Source organism: Pseudomonas sp. RT4P38 (assembly GCF_054897765.1).
In genome coordinates this window covers 857,263-879,496 of record NZ_CM142703.1, presented here as the reverse complement: position 1 = coordinate 879,496, position 22,234 = coordinate 857,263, and the positions used below count along the sequence as shown (strand labels likewise).

General features: G+C 59.7%; 24 protein-coding genes. 21 read left to right on the top strand and 3 right to left on the bottom strand.

Annotated elements, in window-relative coordinates; all coding sequences use genetic code 11:
* Positions 1–29: 29 nt before the first annotated feature.
* The 3 genes from ACYZT7_RS03990 to ACYZT7_RS03980 form a co-directional block, all read right to left on the bottom strand.
* Positions 30–692, bottom strand: a complete 663-nt coding sequence (locus ACYZT7_RS03990; protein ID WP_462040033.1) for a hypothetical protein — start codon at positions 690–692, stop codon at positions 30–32.
* 52 nt (positions 693–744) lie between these two features.
* Positions 745–1,560 (bottom strand): hypothetical protein, encoded by an 816-nt coding sequence (locus ACYZT7_RS03985; protein ID WP_449644976.1) that lies wholly within the window; start codon positions 1,558–1,560, stop codon positions 745–747.
* 158 nt (positions 1,561–1,718) lie between these two features.
* Positions 1,719–2,384, bottom strand: coding sequence for a hypothetical protein (locus ACYZT7_RS03980; protein WP_462040032.1), 666 nt, complete (start codon positions 2,382–2,384; stop codon positions 1,719–1,721).
* Positions 2,385–2,621: 237 nt separating this feature from the next.
* Between ACYZT7_RS03980 and cbiE the strand changes: the two genes are divergently transcribed.
* From cbiE to ureC, 21 genes are all read left to right on the top strand, one after another.
* On the top strand, positions 2,622–3,833 hold the full coding sequence (gene cbiE, locus ACYZT7_RS03975; RefSeq protein WP_462041735.1) for a precorrin-6y C5,15-methyltransferase (decarboxylating) subunit CbiE: 1,212 nt from the start codon (positions 2,622–2,624) through the stop codon (positions 3,831–3,833).
* Entirely contained in the window at positions 3,826–4,923 is a 1,098-nt protein-coding gene (locus ACYZT7_RS03970; protein WP_462040031.1) for a cobalt-precorrin-5B (C(1))-methyltransferase, read from the top strand. Before cbiE ends, ACYZT7_RS03970 begins: the two co-directional genes overlap by 8 nt.
* On the top strand, positions 4,920–5,648 hold the full coding sequence (locus ACYZT7_RS03965) for a cobalt-precorrin-6A reductase (RefSeq protein WP_462040030.1): 729 nt from the start codon (positions 4,920–4,922) through the stop codon (positions 5,646–5,648). Before ACYZT7_RS03970 ends, ACYZT7_RS03965 begins: the two co-directional genes overlap by 4 nt.
* A 195-nt stretch (positions 5,649–5,843) precedes the next feature.
* On the top strand, positions 5,844–6,146 hold the full coding sequence (locus tag ACYZT7_RS03960) for a type II toxin-antitoxin system RelE/ParE family toxin (protein WP_462040029.1): 303 nt from the start codon (positions 5,844–5,846) through the stop codon (positions 6,144–6,146).
* A 3-nt stretch (positions 6,147–6,149) separates the two neighbouring features.
* Positions 6,150–6,440, top strand: coding sequence for an addiction module antidote protein (locus ACYZT7_RS03955; RefSeq protein ID WP_149630208.1), 291 nt, complete (start codon positions 6,150–6,152; stop codon positions 6,438–6,440).
* Between the two features lie 98 nt (positions 6,441–6,538).
* The gene (locus ACYZT7_RS03950) at positions 6,539–6,937 is read left to right on the top strand and encodes a DUF2946 domain-containing protein (RefSeq protein WP_462040028.1); all 399 of its coding nucleotides are present in this window, start codon (positions 6,539–6,541) and stop codon (positions 6,935–6,937) included.
* 48 nt (positions 6,938–6,985) lie between these two features.
* Positions 6,986–7,465, top strand: coding sequence for a copper chaperone PCu(A)C (locus ACYZT7_RS03945; RefSeq protein WP_462040027.1), 480 nt, complete (start codon positions 6,986–6,988; stop codon positions 7,463–7,465).
* A 21-nt stretch (positions 7,466–7,486) separates the two neighbouring features.
* On the top strand, positions 7,487–7,936 hold the full coding sequence (locus ACYZT7_RS03940) for a DUF2946 domain-containing protein (protein ID WP_462040026.1): 450 nt from the start codon (positions 7,487–7,489) through the stop codon (positions 7,934–7,936).
* A gap of 190 nt (positions 7,937–8,126) precedes the next feature.
* Entirely contained in the window at positions 8,127–10,244 is a 2,118-nt protein-coding gene (locus ACYZT7_RS03935) for a TonB-dependent copper receptor (protein WP_462040025.1), read from the top strand.
* 69 nt (positions 10,245–10,313) lie between these two features.
* Positions 10,314–11,681 (top strand): PepSY-associated TM helix domain-containing protein, encoded by a 1,368-nt coding sequence (locus ACYZT7_RS03930; RefSeq protein ID WP_462040024.1) that lies wholly within the window; start codon positions 10,314–10,316, stop codon positions 11,679–11,681.
* 279 nt (positions 11,682–11,960) lie between these two features.
* The gene (gene urtA / locus ACYZT7_RS03925; protein WP_461968251.1) at positions 11,961–13,226 is read left to right on the top strand and encodes an urea ABC transporter substrate-binding protein; all 1,266 of its coding nucleotides are present in this window, start codon (positions 11,961–11,963) and stop codon (positions 13,224–13,226) included.
* 219 nt (positions 13,227–13,445) lie between these two features.
* Positions 13,446–14,948 (top strand): urea ABC transporter permease subunit UrtB, encoded by a 1,503-nt coding sequence (gene urtB, locus ACYZT7_RS03920; RefSeq protein WP_462040023.1) that lies wholly within the window; start codon positions 13,446–13,448, stop codon positions 14,946–14,948.
* Entirely contained in the window at positions 14,948–16,027 is a 1,080-nt protein-coding gene (urtC, locus tag ACYZT7_RS03915; RefSeq protein WP_462040022.1) for an urea ABC transporter permease subunit UrtC, read from the top strand. The genes urtB and urtC overlap by 1 nt, the downstream gene beginning before the upstream one ends.
* Positions 16,024–16,893: an urea ABC transporter ATP-binding protein UrtD gene (urtD, locus tag ACYZT7_RS03910; RefSeq protein WP_462040021.1), complete on the top strand. Its 870-nt coding sequence runs from the start codon at positions 16,024–16,026 to the stop codon at positions 16,891–16,893. The genes urtC and urtD overlap by 4 nt, the downstream gene beginning before the upstream one ends.
* A gap of 19 nt (positions 16,894–16,912) precedes the next feature.
* On the top strand, positions 16,913–17,611 hold the full coding sequence (urtE, locus tag ACYZT7_RS03905) for an urea ABC transporter ATP-binding subunit UrtE (protein WP_462040020.1): 699 nt from the start codon (positions 16,913–16,915) through the stop codon (positions 17,609–17,611).
* A gap of 30 nt (positions 17,612–17,641) precedes the next feature.
* The gene (locus tag ACYZT7_RS03900) at positions 17,642–18,481 is read left to right on the top strand and encodes an urease accessory protein UreD (protein WP_462040019.1); all 840 of its coding nucleotides are present in this window, start codon (positions 17,642–17,644) and stop codon (positions 18,479–18,481) included.
* A gap of 156 nt (positions 18,482–18,637) precedes the next feature.
* The gene (ureA, locus tag ACYZT7_RS03895) at positions 18,638–18,940 is read left to right on the top strand and encodes an urease subunit gamma (protein WP_033055605.1); all 303 of its coding nucleotides are present in this window, start codon (positions 18,638–18,640) and stop codon (positions 18,938–18,940) included.
* A 9-nt stretch (positions 18,941–18,949) separates the two neighbouring features.
* Positions 18,950–19,483 carry a GNAT family N-acetyltransferase gene (locus ACYZT7_RS03890; protein ID WP_462040018.1) on the top strand — a complete coding sequence of 178 codons (534 nt, stop codon included), beginning with the start codon at positions 18,950–18,952 and terminating at the stop codon, positions 19,481–19,483.
* A gap of 6 nt (positions 19,484–19,489) precedes the next feature.
* Positions 19,490–20,023 carry a GNAT family N-acetyltransferase gene (locus tag ACYZT7_RS03885; protein ID WP_462040017.1) on the top strand — a complete coding sequence of 178 codons (534 nt, stop codon included), beginning with the start codon at positions 19,490–19,492 and terminating at the stop codon, positions 20,021–20,023.
* Positions 20,023–20,328 (top strand): urease subunit beta, encoded by a 306-nt coding sequence (locus ACYZT7_RS03880; RefSeq protein ID WP_462040016.1) that lies wholly within the window; start codon positions 20,023–20,025, stop codon positions 20,326–20,328. The genes ACYZT7_RS03885 and ACYZT7_RS03880 overlap by 1 nt, the downstream gene beginning before the upstream one ends.
* A 156-nt stretch (positions 20,329–20,484) precedes the next feature.
* Positions 20,485–22,185: an urease subunit alpha gene (gene ureC / locus ACYZT7_RS03875; protein WP_462040015.1), complete on the top strand. Its 1,701-nt coding sequence runs from the start codon at positions 20,485–20,487 to the stop codon at positions 22,183–22,185.
* Positions 22,186–22,234: the final 49 nt, after the last annotated feature.

The following is a 22,234-nucleotide window of genomic DNA, read 5'->3' as shown; positions in this document are numbered from 1 at the left end:
TCGCAGGCAGCTGAACCCGGAGTAATGCCTCAAATTAACGCGATGATCTGCTCCTGGCGCCGAGCGCCCAATAATGAAACGACCTTTGCCCTGGAAAGGTCGTAGTCCTCGGGATCTAACAGAGCCTTGTAACCATCGACCGACACGTTACCCAGGATTTTTTCAGTATTGAAACGATGGCAAAGAAGATTACCGACAATAACTTCATCGAACTCGAAAGCTATTACCACCGTCGTTATGGCGAGACCTTGAGTGATGAAACCGAAGGTGAACCGTATCCATCTCCCATTGTGCAAAACATGCTGTTGCAGCACTTCACTCGCGAGAGCGGCAGATGCCTGACCAGACAAAAGCTTTAGACTTGTATCCAGCGCATTTGCAGTCGCTACAGGCATCCACTGACGCGGAATCTGTTGCATTAACCCGACCAAGGTAAAACTTCCGGGCATCGGCACAGGAAGACTTACATTCGGATTGCCCAGCAGCATTGCGCCCGTAACTCTCATCGCCATCTTGTTGGCGTGAGTCCAGGGCTCGATCTCCGAGAAATCGGGAACCTTATGAGAAGCGACTGTTTGAGAGTAGAGCAGCGCGTCAAGACCGTCGTGCCTGTCCGATTCCGGCAATTCATCCGCGACCAGAATGACCGCACCAGCGCATATGAAAGTTTTAAAGCCAACACCTGCGTTCATTGATACCTCCCTAATAAAAGTCAGAGGCTTACACCCCTGACTTCAATGAAATTCAGGCTGCGCCAAACTCATAGCTCAGCGCTTTTTCACGCTGCTCGGTCAATGCCTTGACGATCAGTGGTTCGACCATCAAGTAGTCTTCTTCGTCCATAGTCATGGTGGCTGATCCGTTGAAAATCTCGACACTGGAAGAAGTCCATTCCACAAACAGCACTTTGGTCGGCTGAGCCGCGGCAATGTACTGCACAGCAGCAATGGCCATGGTGACAGTACCGTCAGCGTCCTCCACAGCACTGGACATGCAGAAATTACCGCCCTCGGCCTTCTTCGAGTTACGTTCAAAAAGTGTCAACGCTTCAGGCTCATCCTTCAGCGCCTCCATGGTGGCGTCGGCCACATCCGAAAGCACTTTCAGTACCGCTGCGCCCTGCCCCACCGCTGCGGCCAGCGCTGTATGGAGAACAGAAAGCGCAAGATTATCCATGGTCAGTTTTTGGGAAGTTGCCTTGTAGCGATTATAAGGTTGACTAAAGGCAAACCAGCCCGACAGCTTCATAAGTCTCATGAACTCGTTGTAACGCTGTTCTTTCTGACTGGCACTCGGGTATTTAAGCAAGGCAACCAGATCTGCGTACATATAAGTATTCTTGACAATACGCTTGCTTCGCTTGGACATGCTCGCATCAAAACCAGCGATACCTGTACCCATGATGGCCGCATTCAGTTCGTCCTTGTCGATGGGCAAGTTGGCGCTAGAGGACACTCTCAGCGAACGCGGTACTGGCTGCGCAGAAATGAGCTTATTGCACTCTTCAATTAATGCAATACGTTGAGCCGCAGAAGTTACTTGACTGGACAACAGGGTCATAACAGTGATTCCTTTTAGTTTTTTTAAACGCCTCCATGGCGTAAATTCAAACTAACTTTCAAGCACAACTTAATCAACTTACAACAGATTCAAATCATTTCAGAGCAACCACCGACTGGGTCACGCATACTCACACGACAACGAATTCGCCCCAGACTTCATCTCGTCAACTCGATCTCCCTCATCCGCATTTCTTTGACTGACGCGCTCAATTCTGCTCGGTACTTATCCATCTGTCGTGGCGTGATCACGAATCGCCGAGATTGAATGTCAAGTTGCGATCTTGAGTGCTCCACATCCCAGAACAGATAAGTGGACACCCAGTTGGCATTGAGCAAGCGAACGTTACTGATCACTATCTCAAGCTCGTTATGGCGATTGTACTGCGCTGGTGAAAAACGGAAATCGCCCCACTGCCGCGCACTGTCCGCGAACAAATCAAGCCCCGCAGTGTTGTGCTCGAGCAGTTGAAAAGTCTCTGTCATCTGTTTGATCTTTACCCTGCTTAACAGCGTAGACAAGGACTTCGACCAACTGCCCAGCAAGTCACCGGAAAAGTCCTTCTCAACAATTATCACGGGGTCGTGCTCCAACCCCCAACCCGCAGACCAAAGTGTCCCCGAGTAAAACTCGAACCAAGGTCCAGGTTCGCGATTCCTGCTATGGCGAAGGTCAGCGCGATACTCCGCCCAGCGCATGCTGTCCTTGATGTACTGCTTATCCTGCTGGGTCAGTCCGGAAAGAAATGCCAACAAATTACTACCGAGTACGGTTGAACTACTTTCTTCAGAGAGCTGATGGGTTTGTTGCAGCGTGTCGTTCATATGTATATCCATAATTGATTATCTGCCTTCCTGGCAGTTACCTATTAACGTACGCACACCCCTTAGAGATACAGGCTGTACGTCATGCAAAACCAACCTACCAATAAAATAAAAACTTCTAAAGAAACAACATCGACATTTGATGTCTGGTAGCACTTGAAAAATGGAAAGCAGTCAGTTCGAGGAAGCCGCGCTATCATGCCGCCCCTTAACGATAAACGCGTGATGAGGAACGGCATGACCCCTTGGCTGACGGTTGTAGGCATCGCTGAAGACGGCTTTAAAGGTCTTGGTAAAAATGCCCGGCGCGCGCTGATGGGCGCCTCACGAATCGTCGGCGGCCAGCGCCAACTGGACTTGCTGCCGGTGTGCATTCGTGGCGAACGCCAATTGTGGCCGAGCCCGTTCTCTCTCGCGCCGGTGCTGGAGCGGCGCGGCGAAGCGGTGTGCGTGCTGGCCAGCGGTGATCCGATGTTCTATGGCGTCGGGGCCAGCCTTGCGCGTCAGGTGCCAAGTGCAGAAATGCTGGTCCTGCCCGCGCCGTCCTCCTGCTCGCTGGCGGCAGCCCGACTGGGCTGGCCTATGCAGGATGTGGCGACGTTGTCGCTGGTTGCGCGACCGTTGGCGGCGCTCAATGCCCATCTGTTTAGCGGCGTACGCCTGTTGTTACTGAGCAATGACGGTCAGAGTCCGGCAGCTGTCGCAGCGCTGTTGCGCGAGCGTGGATTCGGCTCGAGCCGATTGAGCGTTCTGGAACATTTGGGTGGCACTGCTGAACGCCGCGTCGACAGCACCGCCAACGACTGGAACAACCCGGCCATTGCCGATCTCAACGTGATCGCCGTCGAGTGTCTGGCCGATGCCAACACCCCACGTTTGTCGCGGTTGGCCGGCCTGCCGGATTCGGCGTTCAAACATGACGGTCAACTGACCAAACGTGATGTGCGCGCCATCACCCTGGCCCGTCTCGCCCCAACGCCCGGCGAAGTGCTCTGGGATGTCGGCGCCGGCAGCGGCTCGATCGGCATTGAATGGATGCGCGCCCACCCGAGTTGCCGGGCGCTGGCCATCGAAGCCGATGAAGGGCGGCAGTTGTTGATCGAACACAACCGCGATGCCCTCGGCGTTCCCGGCCTTCAATTGATTCGCGGCAGTGCGCCGCAGGCCTTGGCCGGGCTCGAGCGTCCGGACGCGATTTTCATCGGTGGCGGCGTCACCCGCGAGGGCGTGCTCGACACGTGCTGGGCCGAACTCAAACCCGGCGGCCGACTGATCGCCAACGCGGTCACGTTGCAAAGTGAAATGACCTTGATGACCTGGCGCGAGCAGCACGGCGGCGAGCTGACGCGCATTCATATCGCTCAGGCGCAACCGTTGGGCGACTTCGATACGTGGCGTCAGGCGTTGCCGATTACCTTGCTGGAAGTGACGAAGCCTTTCGATGCGTGACGAAACCGCCGAACAACCCGCACCGCTGCGCAGTGGCCTGACCACCGGCAGCTGCGCCACCGCCACCAGTCTTGCGGCGGCTCGTCTGTTGCTCAGTGGCGTGGAAGCGGACGCCGTCGAGATCATTCTGCCCAAAGGCAAACGGGTGCAAATGCGCCTGGAATTCTGTCGGTTGAGGGACGGCGGCGCCGAAGCCGGAACGATCAAGGACGCAGGCGACGATCCGGACGTGACCCACGGCGCCCTGCTCTTTTCCCAAGTGCGTCTGCACTGCGAGCCGGGCGTGCACTTCAGCGCCGGCCGCGGCGTGGGCACCGTCACCCGGCCGGGGCTGGTGCTGGGCGTCGGCGAGCCGGCGATCAACCCGGTACCACGCAAGATGATCACCGATCACTTGACGCTGCTGGCCGAGGAGCTGGATTACCGGGGCGGCTTCGAAGTCACCATAAACGTCGAGGACGGCGAAGCCCTGGCGCTGAAAACCATGAACCCGCGACTGGGGATTCTTGGCGGCTTGTCGATCCTCGGCACCAGCGGCATCGTCCGGCCGTTTTCCTGTGCGGCGTACATTGCCTCGATCCATCAAGGCATCGACGTCGCCAAAACCAATGGTTACTTGCACATCGCCGCGTGCACCGGCAATGCCAGCGAAGACACCATGCGCCGGGTCTACGACTTGCCGGAAATCGCCCTGATCGAAATGGGCGACTTCGTCGGCGCCGTGCTCAAACATCTGCGCAAAGTACCGGTGGATAAACTCAGCCTGTGCGGCGGCTTCGGCAAGATCAGCAAGCTAGCGGCCGGGCACATGGATTTGCACAGTCGGCATTCGAGCATCGACCTGCCGCAACTGGCCGAGTGGGCGGCTGCGGTCGGGGCGGATGAGGCGCTGCAATCAGCGATCCGTGAGGCCAACACCAGCCAGCAGGCGTTGGCGATGGCCAGCGCTGCGGGGATCGCCCTGGGTGATGCGGTGTGTCAGCACGCCCTGGACTTTGCTCGCAGCGTGGTGCCGGCGCAGGTTCAGGTCGAAGTGTTTGCCATCGATCGCCAAGGTGGGGTTGTCGGCCATGCGGGCGCTTTTCAATGAAGCGTGTGTTGTTGCTCGGTGGCGTGACAGAAGCCTTGGCCATCGCTCGGACCCTCGGGCCAGAACACATTTATAGCCTGGCCGGTGTCGGTCGCGTACCGACCGATTTGACCTGTCAGGTTCGCGTTGGCGGCTACGGCGGTGCAGAAGGTCTGGAGCAGTTCATCCGCGATGAAGGGATCGATCTGCTGCTGGACTCAACCCACCCCTACGCCGCACAAATCAGCCAGAACGCCGCCACTGCCGCACAGTTGAGCGGCATTGCGTGCTGGGCGTTACGGCGTCCTGCCTGGCAACCACAGGCCGGCGATGACTGGCGGGATGTCAGCGATTGGGCCGAGCTGATCGAAGCACTGAAACCCTTTCGCCGACCCCTGTTCACCCTTGGCCGCGAACCGTTGCAGCACTTGCATGAAATCCCGCCGGAGCAATTCTGGACCTTGCGTGCACTGGACGTTTACCCGGGCAATGAGCGCTGCGAAGTCATCGGCGCGCGTGGGCCGTTTCTGATTGAAGATGAACGTGCGCTGTTTGAACGTCGACAGATTGATGTGCTGATCAGCAAAAACAGCGGCAGCACCGCGACCGAGCCGAAACTGGAGGTGGCACGCGAGCGTGGGGTGCCGGTGATTGTTTTGCAGCGACCGGTGTTGCCGGGGGTTGATCGGGAGTTCGGGTCGGTGACAGAGGTGTTGGCAGCCCTATCGGTGTCAGACGATTCCTGAGACCTGCATAACCTTGCGACTTTGCCGGCAACACTCTCGGACGGAGCCGGCTATCCACTTCTATGGCTTCAATCCTATAGTCCGTGTCTCTCTGGCCCTATCAAGCACACCACCCCACTACTCATAAGGGACGACTAGCTTCGACCCAAGGAAAGTGCGGCTTGCCAACCTGTATCCCAAGGAATACGATCGAACATGATCGACTTCGAACGATCCCGAGCTTTTGCCGATTGGCTTGATTTACTGAGAGACACCATTGGCAAGGCTCGGATCATCGCGAGGCTCCGAGCTACTGAACATGGAAATTTTGGTGATTGCGAACCGGTAGGCGGAACTGTTTATGAAATGCGTGTGCATTACGGTCCCGGCTACAGGATGTATTTCACCCGCCGAAGTGAAGTGGTTTACCTGCTGCTGGTGGGAGGTGACAAGTCGACTCAAAAACGAGACATAAAACGCGCAATTCAAATGGCGCAAAACATCGGTAATGAGGAGTAAATCATGGCCGAACAATTCACCCGTTTCGATGCCGCCGAATTTCTAAAAACACCAGAAGAAATGGCCGCTTACCTGGATGCCTGTTTTGAAGAGGATGCTGGCGACGGAGTGCTCATACGTGCAGCCCTTAACGACATAGCCCGAGCAAAGGGCATGACACAGATTGCCCGCGATGCAGGTCTGGGTCGTGAAAGTCTGTACAAAGCATTGGGCAGCACTGGCAATCCGGAATTCGCTACTATCATGAAGGTTATGAAAGCTTTGGGCCTGCGCTTGCACGCCAGTACTCTCTGACTGCGCTGCGACACCACACCGCACGCCGCTTTTTTACTTATCGGCCCTGATCAGGCTAAATAGCCGCGCCTGATCGCCCACCCAACCGGATTTTGCCCATGTCCCGACAACGGCTCGCATTTGCCTGGATCGCCTGCTTCGCAGTGCTGTTCAACATGCTCGCCATGCCGATGACGGGAGCGATGGCGCAGACGGCGAAATCACCCGCCGAGCAGTTGTTGTGGGGCAGTTTCTGTTCGTCCAGCGGCACCAAGATGGTGGCGATTTTCCTGGGCGATATCGAACAGAAAGTCCCGCAGAACGACGATCATTCCAACATGCAACATTGCTGGTGCTGTTCAGGTTCCGCGCCGTTGGTGGCGCTGCCCGGGCATGTGCCGCAGCTGTATTTCGCGCGTTTCGATGCCAATCGAAGCCTGACTCTCGCCTCTCTCGATACGCCGACACCGCGCCAGCAATGGCCGAGCCTCAACCCTCGCGCCTCCCCTCTGGTTTGATTCCTCCTCGCAATTGACCTGCGTTTTGAATCGCTCTGGAGAACTTCCATGTTGAACAAACTCATCGTCCTGGCCGCGTTGCTGTTGCCTGCCTGCTTTGCCAATGCCCACGAATACAAGGCCGGGGAGCTGGAAATCGCTCACCCCTGGTCGCAGGAGTTGCCGCCCAACGCGCCGACCGTAGCAGCCTATTTTGTCATTCAGAACACAGGCAAAACCTCTGACCGCCTGCTCAGCGTCGACTCGCCGATAGCAGGCATTGCTCAACTGCATGAGCACGTCATGCAAAACGACCTGATGAAAATGCAGCAGGTGCCGAGCGTTGAAGTCCCGGCCGGCGGCGAAGTCACTTTTGCGCCGATGGCCTACCACGTGATGCTGCTGGAATTGAAAGACCGCAGCCTGTTGAGCGACGGCAAACGCTTCCCGCTGACGATGCATTTCGAGAAGTCCGGCGACGTGACGGTCGAAATCGCGGTGCAGAAAAAAGCACCGGACGGCATGCAAGCACACGTGCACGCTCAGTAATCGACAGAGCTGAAAACGTCCATGCGCCCGCTTAGCGCCAGGTCATCCGCACACCGTCGTCAGCCGTTAAGCCTGACGCGCGGCAGCTGGATCAGCCTGTTCGCCATGCTGATGATCTTTATCGGCCCGCTGATTTCTCAGTCGATGCCGATGGATCAACGCGCCTCGTCGATGTCGATGAAGATGTCGAAAGACATGAGCATGGACATGTCGGCAATGGAGCACGCCGACCACGGCGCGCAACCCGCCGCCGAGCACTGCCCGCCCAAAGCCTCGGACCACGCGCTCTGGGAAAAATGCGGTTATTGCAGCCTGCTGTTCAATTGCCCGGCGCTGACTGGCGGCCAGTCCTTCATCGCGTACGACACGCCAAAAGCCACCACTTTCACCCCCCCTTCCCCCCGACTGGGCCACGCCCGGCAAACCTTCTTCCCCGGCGCCCGCACTCGCGCCCCACCCATCGACGCGTAAACACCCACCCCGATCTCACACGGTCCGCAAGACAGCCAAAGCAACCTGTGGGAGCGAGCTTGCTCGCGAAGAGGGAGTGTCAGTCAACATTAATGTCGTCTGGCACACCGCTTTCGCGAGCAAGCTCGCTCCCACAGGGATTGCGTCGGATACCGGCCGTGTCGTTTACGACTGTTCGATGGAAATTGTCATGTCCAGGTTTTCTGCTGACACACGCTTGCGTCCTGCCCAAGTTTCTTTTGCCCCGAACGAATCCAGTATTCGTTTCAGGCACGCCACCGCCTTTCTTTGCGGTGCACTGCTGACACCGACGGTGCTGGCCGATGAACACGCCGGTCACAGTGAAGAACTGAGCCCAACGGTGATCACCGCCATCGCGCCGAGTTCGCCGCTGACCATCGTCACCAACCCCAAAGACCCGCGCCAACCAGTGCCGGCCAGCGACGGTGGCGACTACCTGAAAACCATCCCCGGCTTCGCCCTGGTGCGCAATGGCGGCACCAACGGCGACCCGGTGCTGCGCGGCATGTTCGGCTCGCGACTGAACATCCTCACCAACGGCGGCCAGTTGCTTGGCGCCTGCCCCGGCCGAATGGACGCACCGACCTCGTACATCTCGCCGGAAACCTACGACAAACTGACCGTCATCAAAGGCCCGCAAAGCGTGCTCTGGGGACCAGGTGCATCCGCCGGGACCATCCTCTTCGACCGTGAGCCGGAAAGCTTCGGCGAACTCGGCACCCGGGTGAACGCCAGCGTGCTGGCTGGCTCCAACGGGCGTTTCGACAAAGTGGTGGACGCCGCTGCCGGCGGGCCGCTGGGTTACGTGCGAGTGATCGGCAACACTGCGCATTCCGACGACTACAAGGACGGCAACAACGACACCGTGCCGTCGCGCTATGACAAATGGAACGGCGATGTGGCGGTTGGCTGGACCCCGGACGCCGACACCCTGCTGGAACTGACCGCCGGCAAGGGCGATGGCGAAGCCCGTTACGCCGGGCGCGGCATGGACGGTTCGCAATTCAAGCGCGAAAGCCTCGGCTTGCGTTTCGAGCAGTCGAACATCGGTGATGTGCTGGATAAGGTCGAAGCGCAGATTTACTACAACTACGCCGACCACGTGATGGACAACTACACCCTGCGCACGCCGTCCGGCACCGGCATGATGGCCGGCCCCATGGCTTCCAACGTCGACCGTCGAACCCTCGGCGCACGGATCAAAGCCACTTGGCGCTGGGCCGATGTGCAGTTGATCAGCGGCATCGATGCGCAGACCAACGAACATCGCCAACGCAGCGCCATGGGCATCGACGTCTACAAGGATCTGCCGCGCAACAAGGACGCCGACTTCCACAACTACGGCGTGTTCAGCGAATTGACCTGGTACGCCGCCGACCGTGATCGGTTGATTACCGGTGCACGCCTGGACCGCGCCTCGGCCAAGGATTATCGGCAGACCACTGGCTCGGGGATGATGACTCGCGCCAACCCGACCGCCGACGATACCCGCGCCGACACCCTGCCAAGCGGCTTCGTCCGTTACGAGCATGATCTGGCGGACAGCCCGACCACGCTGTATGCCGGCATCGGCCACACCCAGCGTTTCCCGGATTACTGGGAGCTGTTTTCGCCCAAATCGGGGCCCGCCGGATCGGTGAATGCCTTCGATTCGATCAAGCCTGAGAAAACCACCCAGCTCGACTTCGGCCTGCAATACAAGACCGAAGACCTGGAAGCCTGGGCCTCGGGGTACGTCGGGCAGGTGCGCGATTACATCCTGTTCAACTACACGCCCGCAATGATGGGCATGACCTCGCAAGCACAAAACATCGACGCACGAATCATGGGCGGCGAATTGGGTGCGGCCTACAAGCTGACCAGCCATTGGAAAGCCGACGCAACCCTGGCCTACGCCTGGGGCAAGAACAGCAGCGACGGCAACGCACTGCCGCAAATGCCGCCGCTGGACGCACGTTTCGGCCTGACCTACAGCGCAGACAACTGGAGCGCCGGTGCCTTGTGGCGGGTGGTTGCGGCGCAAAACCGCATCGACCAGAACAAGGGCAACGTCGTCGGCAAGGACTTCGACAAGACCTCGGGTTTTGGCGTGTTCTCGCTCAATGGCGCCTACCGGATTAACAAAAACTGGAAGGTCAGCACCGGCGTCGACAACCTGTTCGGCAAGGCGTATGCCGAGCATTTGAACCTGGCTGGCAACGCCGGTTTCGGCTACCCGGCCAATGACCCGCAAGCCATTAAAGAACCGGGGCGCACGCTCTGGACCAAAGTGGATATGAGTTTCTAACAAGAAAGTCGAGAGATCGCAGCAGCGATCTTTCGACAAATAACTGGATCGCCAAGCGGAGCACAACCGATGAAACAGCCCACAGTGAATTTCTACAACCTGGCCTGGCGCTGGCATTTTTATGCCGGTCTGTTCGTCGCACCTTTCATGGTAATGCTGGCCCTGACCGGCATCATTTACCTGTTCAAACCGCAACTCGATCCGTTGATGTACGGCAGCCTGCTGAACGTCCCGGCCGGGCATCACAGCGTCCCGGCCGACGACCTGCTCAAGCGGGTAAAAGCGGCGTATCCACAAGGCCAGATCAAGCAGTACCTGCCGCCGGTCAACGCCGAACGCAGCGCGCAATTTGTCGTGCTCAATGCCGGCAATGAGCTGAACGTGTTCGTCGATCCCTACCAGGGCGACATCCTCGGCGAGCAAGACGCGAAGAAGAATCTGCAAGCGGTTGCGCGAGCGATTCACGGCGAGTTGATGATCGGCACCGTCGGTGATCGACTGATCGAACTGGCCGCCGGTTGGGGCGTGGTGCTGGTGGTCTCCGGCGTCTTTCTGTGGTGGCCGCGTGGCCAGGCAGCCGGAATTTTGTGGCCTCGGTTGAGCAGTCGCGGTCGAGTGCTCTGGCGTGACCTGCACGCGGTAACCGGGTTCTGGGGCGCGTCGTTGCTGTTGGTGATGCTGCTCAGCGGCATGACCTGGACCGGGTTCTGGGGCAAGCAATATGCCGAAGTGTGGAATGTCTTTCCGGCAGCGATGTGGGATGACGTGCCCAAGTCTGATGTCGAGGCCCGCAGCCTCAACACCGCCACCCGCCAGACCGTGCCATGGGCGATGGAAAACACGCCGATGCCGATGTCCGGCGACCATGCCGAACACATGGCCCACGGCGGCGCGCAAGCCGGCCCCGCCGCGCCGACCATCAGTTTGCAGGACGTGCAGAACATCGCTGCGCAACGCAAGGTCGAACCGGGTTACAGCATCACCTTGCCGACGACCGCCACCGGCGTGTTCACCATCGCGGTGTTCGCCGACGACCCGCGCAACGACGCCACCTTGCATGTCGATCAGTACACCGGCGACGTCCTCGCCGACGTGCGCTACGCCCAATACGGCACCGTCGCCCGCGCGACGGAAATCGGCGTGATGTTGCACGAAGGCAAAATGTTCGGCCCGCTCAATCAGATCATCGTGCTGCTGATCTGCCTGATGATTCTGCTCAGCGCCGTCAGCGGTGTGGTGATCTGGTGGAAGCGCCGTCCAGAGGGAAAATTCGGTGTTCCGCCGCTGCGCCATGACCTGCCGAAATGGAAAACCGCGATGGTCATCATGTTTGCCCTGGCGGTGGCGTTTCCGTTGGTAGGCGCTTCGCTGGTGGTGGTCTGGCTGCTCGACCGGGTGCTTTTGTCGCGAATGACTACAAAAACTCAAGCGGCCTGATACTCAAAAACGCTAGCCGCGGTGCAATGGGTTAAATTTTTGCACCGCGCGCTACCCCTGTGGACAGGCCCACAGGGGCAATCGTCGCGCCCCAATGTGGCGCACCTCTTCGCACCAACGCGCCAGGCGCGATCCTTCATGGTGCGCCGCCCAAACCGTGCAACCGCTCTAATGCGACATTTCCCTGCCTTTTGCCGACCAGGCACAGCCCTTGCTAAAGACCCTTCAGTAGTCCGCATCTGCCACCCAGAAAATTCATAAGTTCATGGAGATCGCACAATGAAGCGTCGCAGCTTGATCAAGGCTTTCACACTCACGGCATCCATTGCCGCGATGGGCATGACCTGGACTGTCCAGGCCGCCGAGACCATCAAGGTCGGTATTCTGCATTCGTTGTCCGGCACCATGGCGATCTCCGAAACGTCGCTCAAAGACATGGCGTTGATGACCATCGACGAGATCAACGCCAAGGGTGGCGTGAACGGCAAGATGCTCGAACCCGTGGTCGTGGACCCCGCGTCGAACTGGCCGCTGTTCGCCGAAAAGGGTCGTCAGTTGCTGACCCAGGACAAGGTCGCGGTGGTGTTCGGTTGCTGGACGTCGGTGTCGCGCAAGTCGGTATTGCCAGTGTTCGAGGAGCTCAACGGCCTGCTGTTCTACCCCGTGCAATACGAAGGCGAAGAGATGTCGCCGAACGTGTTCTACACCGGCGCCGCGCCGAACCAGCAGGCGATCCCGGCGGTGGAATACCTGATGAGCGAAGAAGGCGGCAGCGCCAAGCGTTACTTCCTGTTGGGCACCGACTACGTCTACCCGCGCACCACCAACAAGATCCTGCGTTCGTTCCTGCACGCCAAAGGGGTGGCGGACAAGGACATCGAAGAGGTCTACACCCCGTTCGGCCACAGCGACTATCAAACCATCGTGGCCAACATCAAAAAATTCTCGGCCGGTGGCAAGACCGCGGTCATCTCCACCGTCAATGGCGACTCCAACGTGCCGTTCTATAAAGAGCTGGCCAACCAGGGCCTGAAAGCCACCGATGTTCCAGTCGTGGCGTTCTCCGTCGGCGAAGAAGAACTGCGCGGCATCGACACCAAACCGTTAGTGGGCAACCTCGCGGCGTGGAACTACTTTGAGTCGGTGGAGAACCCGGCGAACAAGAAGTTCGTCGCTGACTGGAAAGCCTACGCCAAGAAACACAACCTGCCGGGCGCCGACAAAGCGGTGACCAACGACCCGATGGAAGCCACCTACGTGGGCATTCACATGTGGGCGCAAGCGGCTGAGAAAGCCAAGTCCACCGACGTCGACAAAGTCCGCGAAGCCCTCGCTGGCCAGACCTTTGCCGCGCCGTCCGGTTACACCCTGACCATGGACAAGACCAACCACCACCTGCACAAACCCGTGATGATCGGCGAGATTCAGGCGGACGGTCAGTTCAACGTGGTGTGGCAGACCGAAGGGCCGATCCGTGCCGAGCCTTGGAGCCCGTATATCTCGGGTAACGACAAGAAGCCGGATTATGCGGTGAAGAGCAACTGAGGCGGATCTGGAGTTTGGGGCGGGTCTGAGATCCACCCCTCACCCTAACCCTCTCCCCAGGGGGCGAGGGGACTGACCGAGTTGTCTGGTCGAGCTACCTCGACCTGCGCAATCAAGTCGAACTCAGGATTTGAAGAGCATGAAGATCGACCCCCTTTCCCCCTCTCCCCATTGGGGAGAGGGCTGGGGTGAGGGGTCGATTTAACAGGAACACCACCAATGCCCACTGCCCTTTACCGCTTCATCCTCGCCATCGCGCTCTTATTGCCGATGGCCGTACACGCCGGCGACGCCGAAGACTTCGTCGCCGCCAATCCCGTGCAGCAAGCCAAGCTTCTGGAAGCCTGGGCCGCGCAGCCCGATCCGGCTCGCATCGAACTGATCAACGCCTTGCAGCGGGGCGCGCTGACCGTCGACGGCCAACCGAAAACCCTGCGCCTGAATAATCGCCTTCGCGGTCTGATCGACACCGCGCTGGCCAGCCACCAATTGCTCGCCACCGACGCCAACCTCCGTCTGGCCGCCGCGCAGCAATTGCAGAAAAGCGCTAAACCTGCGCAGCTTGCATTCCTCGACCAGCAACTGGCTGGCGAAAAAGACCAAAGCGTTCACGCAGCTTTAAGCCTGGCGCTGGCCAATCTGCAACTGGTGGACACTAACCCGGCCGTGCGCCTTGCCGCTGTGCGTCTGCTCGGTGAAACCGGCGATCCACTGGCCCGCACTCGCCTCGAAAGCCTGCTGCAACCCGGTGTCGAAGCCGACGCCGGCGTACGTACCGCTGCCGAAACCAGCCTCGCTCAAGTCAAACGCAAACTGCTGATTGGCGAGATCCTCGGCCAAGCCTTCAGCGGCATGTCGTTGGGTTCGATTCTGTTGCTTGCCGCACTCGGTCTGGCGATCACTTTTGGCCTGCTCGGCGTGATCAACATGGCTCACGGCGAGATGCTGATGCTCGGCGCGTACTCGACGTACGTGGTGCAGTTGATGTTCCAGCGCTTCGCCCCGCAAGCCATCGAGTTCTACCCGCTGATCGCCTTGCCGGTGGCATTTTTCGTGACCGCCGCTATCGGCATGGCGCTGGAACGCACGGTGATTCGCCACCTCTACGGCCGTCCGCTGGAAACCCTGCTCGCCACGTGGGGCATCAGCCTCATGCTGATTCAGCTGGTCCGATTGATGTTCGGCGCGCAGAACGTTGAAGTGGCCAACCCGGCCTGGCTGTCGGGCGGGATTCAGGTGCTGCCCAACCTGGTGCTGCCGTACAACCGCATCGTGATCATCGCGTTCGCGCTGTTTGTGGTGGTGCTGACCTGGTTGCTGCTGAACAAGACTCGCCTCGGTTTGAACGTTCGCGCCGTTACCCAAAACCGCAACATGGCCGCCTGCTGCGGCGTACCGACCGGTCGCGTGGACATGCTCGCCTTCGGCCTCGGCTCGGGCATTGCCGGGCTCGGTGGCGTAGCCCTCAGTCAGATCGGCAACGTCGGCCCGGACCTTGGACAGAGCTACATCATCGACTCGTTCCTGGTGGTGGTGCTCGGCGGTGTCGGTCAGTTGGCCGGTAGCGTGCTGGCAGCCTTCGGCCTGGGCATCGCCAACAAAATTCTCGAACCGCAGATCGGCGCGGTGCTGGGCAAGATCCTGATCCTCGCGCTGATCATTCTGTTCATTCAGAAACGTCCGCAAGGCCTCTTCGCACTGAAAGGACGGGTGATCGACTGATGAACCAGCCCCTGATGCTCACAGCCACGCAAAAGGCTGGCCCCAAAGTCACGATCACTGTTGGCGCGGTGATCCTCGCTCTATTACTGGCGTTGCCGTTGCTGTCGTTGTTGCCGCCGGACAGCGCGTTTCATGTCTCTGCGTACACGCTGACGCTGGTGGGCAAGATTCTTTGCTACGCGATTGTCGCGCTGGCCCTCGATCTGGTTTGGGGGTACGCCGGTCTGCTGTCCCTTGGTCACGGTTTGTTCTTCGCCCTCGGCGGCTATGCGATGGGCATGTACCTGATGCGCCAGGCCTCGGGCGATGGCTTGCCAGCGTTCATGACCTTCCTGTCGTGGACTGAATTGCCGTGGTACTGGACCGGCACCAGCAGCTTCCTTTGGTCGATGTGTCTGGTGGTATTGGCGCCGGGGTTGCTGGCGCTGGTGTTTGGCTTCTTCGCCTTCCGCTCGCGGATCAAGGGCGTGTATTTCTCGATCATGACTCAGGCCCTGACTTTCGCCGGAATGCTGCTGTTCTTCCGCAACGAAACCGGGTTTGGCGGCAACAACGGCTTCACCAACTTCCGCACCATTCTCGGGTTTGGCATCACCGAACCGGGCACCCGCGCGGTGCTGTTTTTCGCCACCGTGGTGTTGCTGGTGGCGAGCCTGTTCATCGGTTGGCGCCTTGCGCAGAGCAAGTTCGGCCGGGTGTTGACCGCGCTGCGAGATGCGGAAAACCGCCTGATGTTTTGCGGCTACGATCCGCGTGGTTTCAAGCTGTTTGTCTGGGTGTTGAGCGCAGTGCTCTGCGGCCTGGCCGGCGCGCTGTACGTGCCGCAAGTCGGGATCATCAACCCCAGTGAGATGTCGCCGACCAACTCCATTGAAGCCGCAGTTTGGGTGGCGCTGGGTGGTCGCGGCACGCTGATCGGCCCGCTGCTCGGCGCCGGTGTGGTCAACGGCATGAAGAGCTGGTTCACCGTGGCCTTCCCGGAGTACTGGCTGTTCTTCCTCGGCGCGTTGTTCATTGTCGTGACCTTGTACCTGCCCAAAGGCGTGATCGGTCTGCTGAAAAAGAGAGGTGAATCATGAGAGTCACTGCGACGGCTGAATTCATGCTCGAACCGGCGTTTTTTCCAGTGGAGCCCAACAAGGACGCCGGCAGCAGCCGCGAAGCCATCGGTCTCGGCCAGCGCGTCGGCCCCGGCCTGAATACCCGCCACGGCACGATTCTGACGCTTGAAGACATCAGCGTCAGCTTCGATGGCTTCAAAGCGCTGAACGACTTGAATCTGTACATCGGCGTCGGCGAATTGCGCTGCATCATCGGCCCCAACGGCGCGGGCAAGACCACGCTGATGGACGTGATCACCGGCAAGACTCGCCCCAGTCACGGCAAAGCCTGGTTCGGTGAAACCCTGGACCTGACGCAGATGAGTGAAGTGCAAATCGCCCAGGCCGGCATCGGTCGCAAGTTCCAGAAGCCGACGGTGTTCGAAGCCTTGAGCGTGTTCGAGAACCTTGAACTGGCGCAAAAAACCGACAAGTCGGTGTGGGCCTGCCTTCGGGCTCGTCTGAGTGGCGAACAGAAAGACCGCATCAGCGAGGTGCTGGACACCATTCGCCTGACCAGCTCGGTCAATCGCCCGGCGGGCTTGTTGTCCCACGGTCAGAAGCAGTTTCTGGAGATCGGCATGTTGCTGATGCAGGACCCGCAACTGTTGCTGCTCGACGAGCCGGTGGCGGGCATGACCGACGCCGAAACCGAATTCACCGCCGAACTGTTCAAGAGCTTGGCGGGCAAGCATTCGCTGATGGTGGTGGAGCACGACATGGGCTTCGTCGGCTCCATCGCCGACCACGTCACCGTGTTGCACCAGGGCAGCGTGCTGGCCGAAGGGTCGCTGGAACAGGTGCAGGATAACGAGCGCGTGATTGAGGTGTACCTCGGTCGCTAGCTTTCAGGGGAATTTGAACATGCTGCAAGTTGACAAGCTGCACCAGTATTACGGCGGTAGCCACATCCTGCGGGGCCTGACGTTTGAGGTGAAAGTCGGCGAAGTCACCTGCCTGCTCGGGCGCAACGGCGTGGGCAAGACCACGCTGCTCAAGTGTTTGATGGGGTTGCTGCCAGCCAAAGAGGGCGCGGTGAACTGGGAAGGCAAACCGATTACCACGTTCAAGCCACACCAGCGGGTTCACGCCGGGATCGCTTATGTGCCTCAGGGTCGGGAAATTTTCGGCCGGCTGACCGTGGAAGAAAACCTGCTGATGGGCCTGTCGCGATTTCCCGGCGCTGAAGCCAGGGAAGTCCCGGCGTTCATCTACGAGCTGTTTCCGGTGCTGCTGCAAATGAAGCAACGGCGCGGGGGTGATTTGTCCGGTGGCCAACAGCAGCAATTGGCGATCGGCCGAGCGTTGGCCAGTCGTCCACGCCTGCTGATCCTCGACGAGCCCACCGAAGGCATCCAGCCGTCGGTGATCAAGGAGATCGGCGCGGTGATCAAGAAGCTCGCGGCGCGCGGCGACATGGCGATTTTGCTGGTGGAGCAGTTCTACGATTTCGCCGCCGAACTGGCCGATCAATACCTGGTGATGTCGCGTGGCGAGATCGTGCAGCAGGGTCGCGGAGAACATATGGAAGCCGAGGGTGTACGCGGTTTGGTAACGATCTAATCTCTAGCGTCCTGACGATAATTAGAAACCATGAATTTACCTCTTCCCACCGTCCTGTTTACCCCCAGCTGGCACGCCGAGTTGGAACTCGGCTACGCCCGATTCGGCGACAGTACGCGCCCGGTTCAGCGCCGCCACAAAGGCCCGCTGCGGGTGCAGAAACATCTGTATGCCGAAGGACCGGAGGTTTGCCAGCACATCATCGTGCACCCGCCGGGCGGGATTGCCGGCGGTGATCGGCTGGACATCTCGGCCAGTGTCGGGCGCGATGCCTGGGCGCAAATCACCAGCCCTGGCGCGGCCAAGTGGTATCGCGCAGCGGGGCCCGCTTATCAGCAGCTGGATTTGAAAGTGGCGACCGGTGCGACACTTGAATGGTTGCCACAAGAGACGATCATTTTCAGTGCCGCCCAGGCTGAACTCAGCACGTGCATCGACCTTGAAGGCGATGCCCGATTGTTTTACTGGGATGTGGTGGCGCTGGGCAGGCCGGCCAGCGGCGAGCGTTTCGACCTCGGCCATTTTCAGGCGCAGCTGGACATCCGCCGCGACGGCCAGTTGCTCTGGCATGAACGCCAGCGCATTGTCGGGGATGACGGATTGCTTGATTCGCCGATTGGGCTGGATGGGCAACCGGTGTTTGCGACGTTGCTGGTGACTGGGGAGGTTGATAGTGAATTACTGGAGAGGTGCCGTTCGTTGACCCATGACGTGCGGGGGGATTTGACGCAGTTGCCGGGGCTTTTGGTTGCTCGGTGTCTGGCGGGTGAAGCGTTGCTGGCGCGGGGCTGGTTGATTGATTTGTGGCGGTTGCTCAGACCCGCGTTGCTTGGCCGCGACGCCATACCACCCAGAATATGGAGCACCTGAATTGCTTTTCTGTGGGAGCGAGCTTGCTCGCGATAGCGGTGTATCAGGTAACTCGGATGTTGAATGTCCCGACGCCATCGCGAGCAAGCTCGCTCCCACAGGGATTGTATTCATAGATCCGAATACCTTTTTTACTGCCTAGATGGATTCCAAACGATGGACCTGACCCCACGCGAAAAAGACAAGCTGCTGATCTTCACCGCCGGCCTCGTGGCCGAGCGGCGTTTGGCTCGCGGCGTGAAACTCAACTACCCGGAAGCCATGGCCTACATATCCGCAGCGCTGCTCGAAGGCGCCCGTGACGGCCGTACCGTGGCCGAACTGATGCACTTCGGCACCACCCTGCTCAGTCGCGAACAAGTGATGGAAGGCATCCCGGAAATGATTCCGGAGATCCAGGTCGAAGCGACCTTTCCCGACGGCACCAAACTGGTCACCGTTCACCAACCGATCGCCTGAGGCCGCGCCATGACTTACCCCATTCGCGATGCAGCGCATGCCGACTTGCCGGCGATCCGCGACATCTACAACGACGCCGTGCTTAACACCACGGCAATCTGGAACGAACAAGCCGTAGACCTGGGTAACCGCCAGGCCTGGTTCAGCGCCCGGCAATCCCAGGGCTACCCGATTCTGGTGATCGTCGACAGCGACAACACTGTCCTGGGCTACGCTTCATTTGGTGACTGGCGCCCGTTCGACGGGTTCCGCCACACCGTTGAGCACTCGGTTTACGTGCGCAGCGACCAGCGTGGCAACGGTCTCGGCCCGCAATTGATGACCGCGTTGATCGAGCGCGCCAAAGGTTGCGACAAGCACGTGATGGTCGCCGCCATCGAAAGCGGCAATGCCGCTTCTATTCGCCTGCATGAACGAGCCGGCTTCGTGACGACCGGGCAGATGCCTCAGGTGGGCACCAAGTTCGGTCGCTGGCTGGACCTGACCTTTATGCAACTGACCCTCAATCCTGGCGCGGAACCGCCGACCGCCAACAAGGAGTAATTTCCCATGAACGCCGCCCAACTGCGCCGCGTCAATGTTGAAAGCTTTGCGCACTATCGTCAGGGTTTGATTGATCTTCTGCTCGACGCCGTCGGCTATGGCGCCAGCGTCGGGTTCATGGCCAATCTGGATGCCACCCAGGCCCGAGCCTATTTCGATGATGTCCAGGAAGACCTGAACAAGGGCAACGTGCTGCTGTGGGTGGTGGTCAAGGACGAGCAAGTGCAGGCCAGTGTGCAACTGACCCTGTGCCAGAAGGCTAATGGCCTGAACCGCGCCGAAGTGCAAAAACTGCTGGTGCGTGAACATGCGCGTCGCCGGGGTCTGGGCCAGCAGTTGATGAGCGCACTGGAAACGGCCGCGCTCCAGCACAAGCGCGGCATGCTCTACCTCGACACCGAGGCCGGCTCTCCCGCCGAAGACTTCTACAAAGCCCTGGGTTACACCCGCGCGGGTGAAATTCCCGACTATGCCTGCGACCCGAGCGGCCGCTACAAACCGACCGCGCTCTACTACAAGATTCTCCAGGGAGCCCATTGATGATTCCCGGTGAATACCAGATCCAGCCCGGCGACATCGAACTCAACGTAGGCCGCCGCACCCTCAGCCTGAAGGTGGCCAACAGCGGCGACCGCCCGATCCAGGTCGGCTCGCATTACCACTTCTTCGAAACCAACGATGCGCTGACGTTCGACCGCACCGCCAGTCGAGGCATGCGCCTGAACATCCCCGCTGGCACCGCCGTGCGCTTCGAACCAGGGCAAAGCCGCGAAGTCGAGTTGGTAGACCTGGCCGGGCATCGCCGGGTGTTCGGGTTTGCCGGCAGGATCATGGGTGACCTTTAAATTCTATGGCGTCTGAACTTGCCTCTTCGCGGGCAAGTCGGATCGCCGCATCGCTCGCTCCTACAGTTGATCGCATTCCCCTGTAGGAGCGAGGCTTGCCCGCGATAGCGAGCTATGCGAGCGGTCTCAAATCCAATTGAATCTCAAGGCAAGCGCATGAAAATCTCAAGACAAGCCTACGCCGACATGTTCGGCCCCACCGTCGGTGACAAGGTCCGTCTGGCCGACACCGAGCTGTGGATCGAAGTCGAGAAAGACTTCACCACCTACGGCGAAGAAGTGAAATTCGGCGGTGGCAAAGTCATCCGCGACGGCCAGGGCCAAAGCCAATTACTCGCCGCAGAGGTCGTCGACACCCTGATCACCAACGCACTGATCATCGACCACTGGGGCATCGTCAAGGCCGATGTCGGCCTCAAGGACGGCCGCATCGCCGCGATCGGCAAGGCAGGTAACCCGGACATCCAGCCGAACGTGACCATTGCGGTCGGTGCCAGCACCGAAGTCATCGCCGGCGAAGGCATGATCCTCACTGCGGGCGGCATCGACACGCACATCCACTTCATCTGCCCGCAGCAGATCGAAGAGGCGCTAATGAGCGGCGTCACCACCATGATCGGCGGCGGCACCGGCCCGGCCACGGGCACCAATGCAACCACCTGCACGTCCGGACCGTGGCACCTGGCGCGCATGCTCCAGGCCGCCGATGCGTTCCCAATGAACATCGGCTTCACCGGCAAGGGCAACGCCAGCCTGCCGGAGCCGTTGATCGAGCAGGTCAAGGCCGGCGCCATCGGCCTCAAGTTGCACGAGGATTGGGGCACCACCCCGGCGAGCATCGATAACTGCCTGAACGTCGCCGACCAATACGACGTGCAGGTGGCGATCCACACCGACACGCTCAACGAATCAGGCTTCGTCGAAACCACCCTCGCCGCCTTCAAGGGTCGCACCATCCACACCTATCACACCGAAGGCGCCGGCGGCGGGCATGCCCCGGACATCATCAAGGCCTGCGGCTTTGCCAACGTGCTGCCGAGCTCGACCAACCCGACCCGGCCGTTCACCCGCAACACCATCGACGAACACCTCGACATGCTGATGGTCTGCCACCACCTGGACCCCAGCATTGCCGAAGACGTGGCCTTCGCCGAAAGCCGCATCCGTCGTGAAACCATCGCCGCCGAAGACATCCTCCACGACCTCGGCGCGTTCTCGATGATCAGCTCCGACAGCCAGGCCATGGGCCGCGTCGGTGAAGTCATCACCCGCACCTGGCAGACCGCCGACAAAATGAAAAAACAGCGCGGCCCGTTGCCCGGTGATGGCGAAGGCAACGATAACTTCCGCGCCAAACGCTACATCGCCAAGTACACGATCAACCCGGCGATCACCCATGGCATCAGCCATGAAGTCGGCTCGGTGGAAGTGGGTAAATGGGCGGATCTGGTGCTGTGGCGCCCGGCGTTTTTCGGAGTCAAACCGACGCTGATCCTCAAGGGCGGTGCCATTGCGGCCAGCCTGATGGGCGATGCCAACGCTTCGATCCCGACGCCGCAGCCGGTGCACTACCGTCCGATGTTCGCCAGTTACGGCGGTTCGTTGCACGCCACCAGCCTGACCTTTATCAGTCAGGTGGCGCAGGAGGCGGGTTTGCCCGAGGCCTTGGGTCTGAAAAAGACCATCGCGGTGGTCAAAGGGTGTCGCGACGTGCAGAAAACCGACCTGATTCACAACGATTATCTGCCGAATATCGACGTCGACTCGCAGACCTATCAAGTGAAAGCCGACGGGGTGTTGTTATGGTGTGAGCCGGCCGAAACCTTGCCCATGGCGCAGCGTTATTTTCTGTTCTGACGGTCTTCTCAATAAAAAACCCCCGAATGCGGCAGCGCATTCGGGGCTC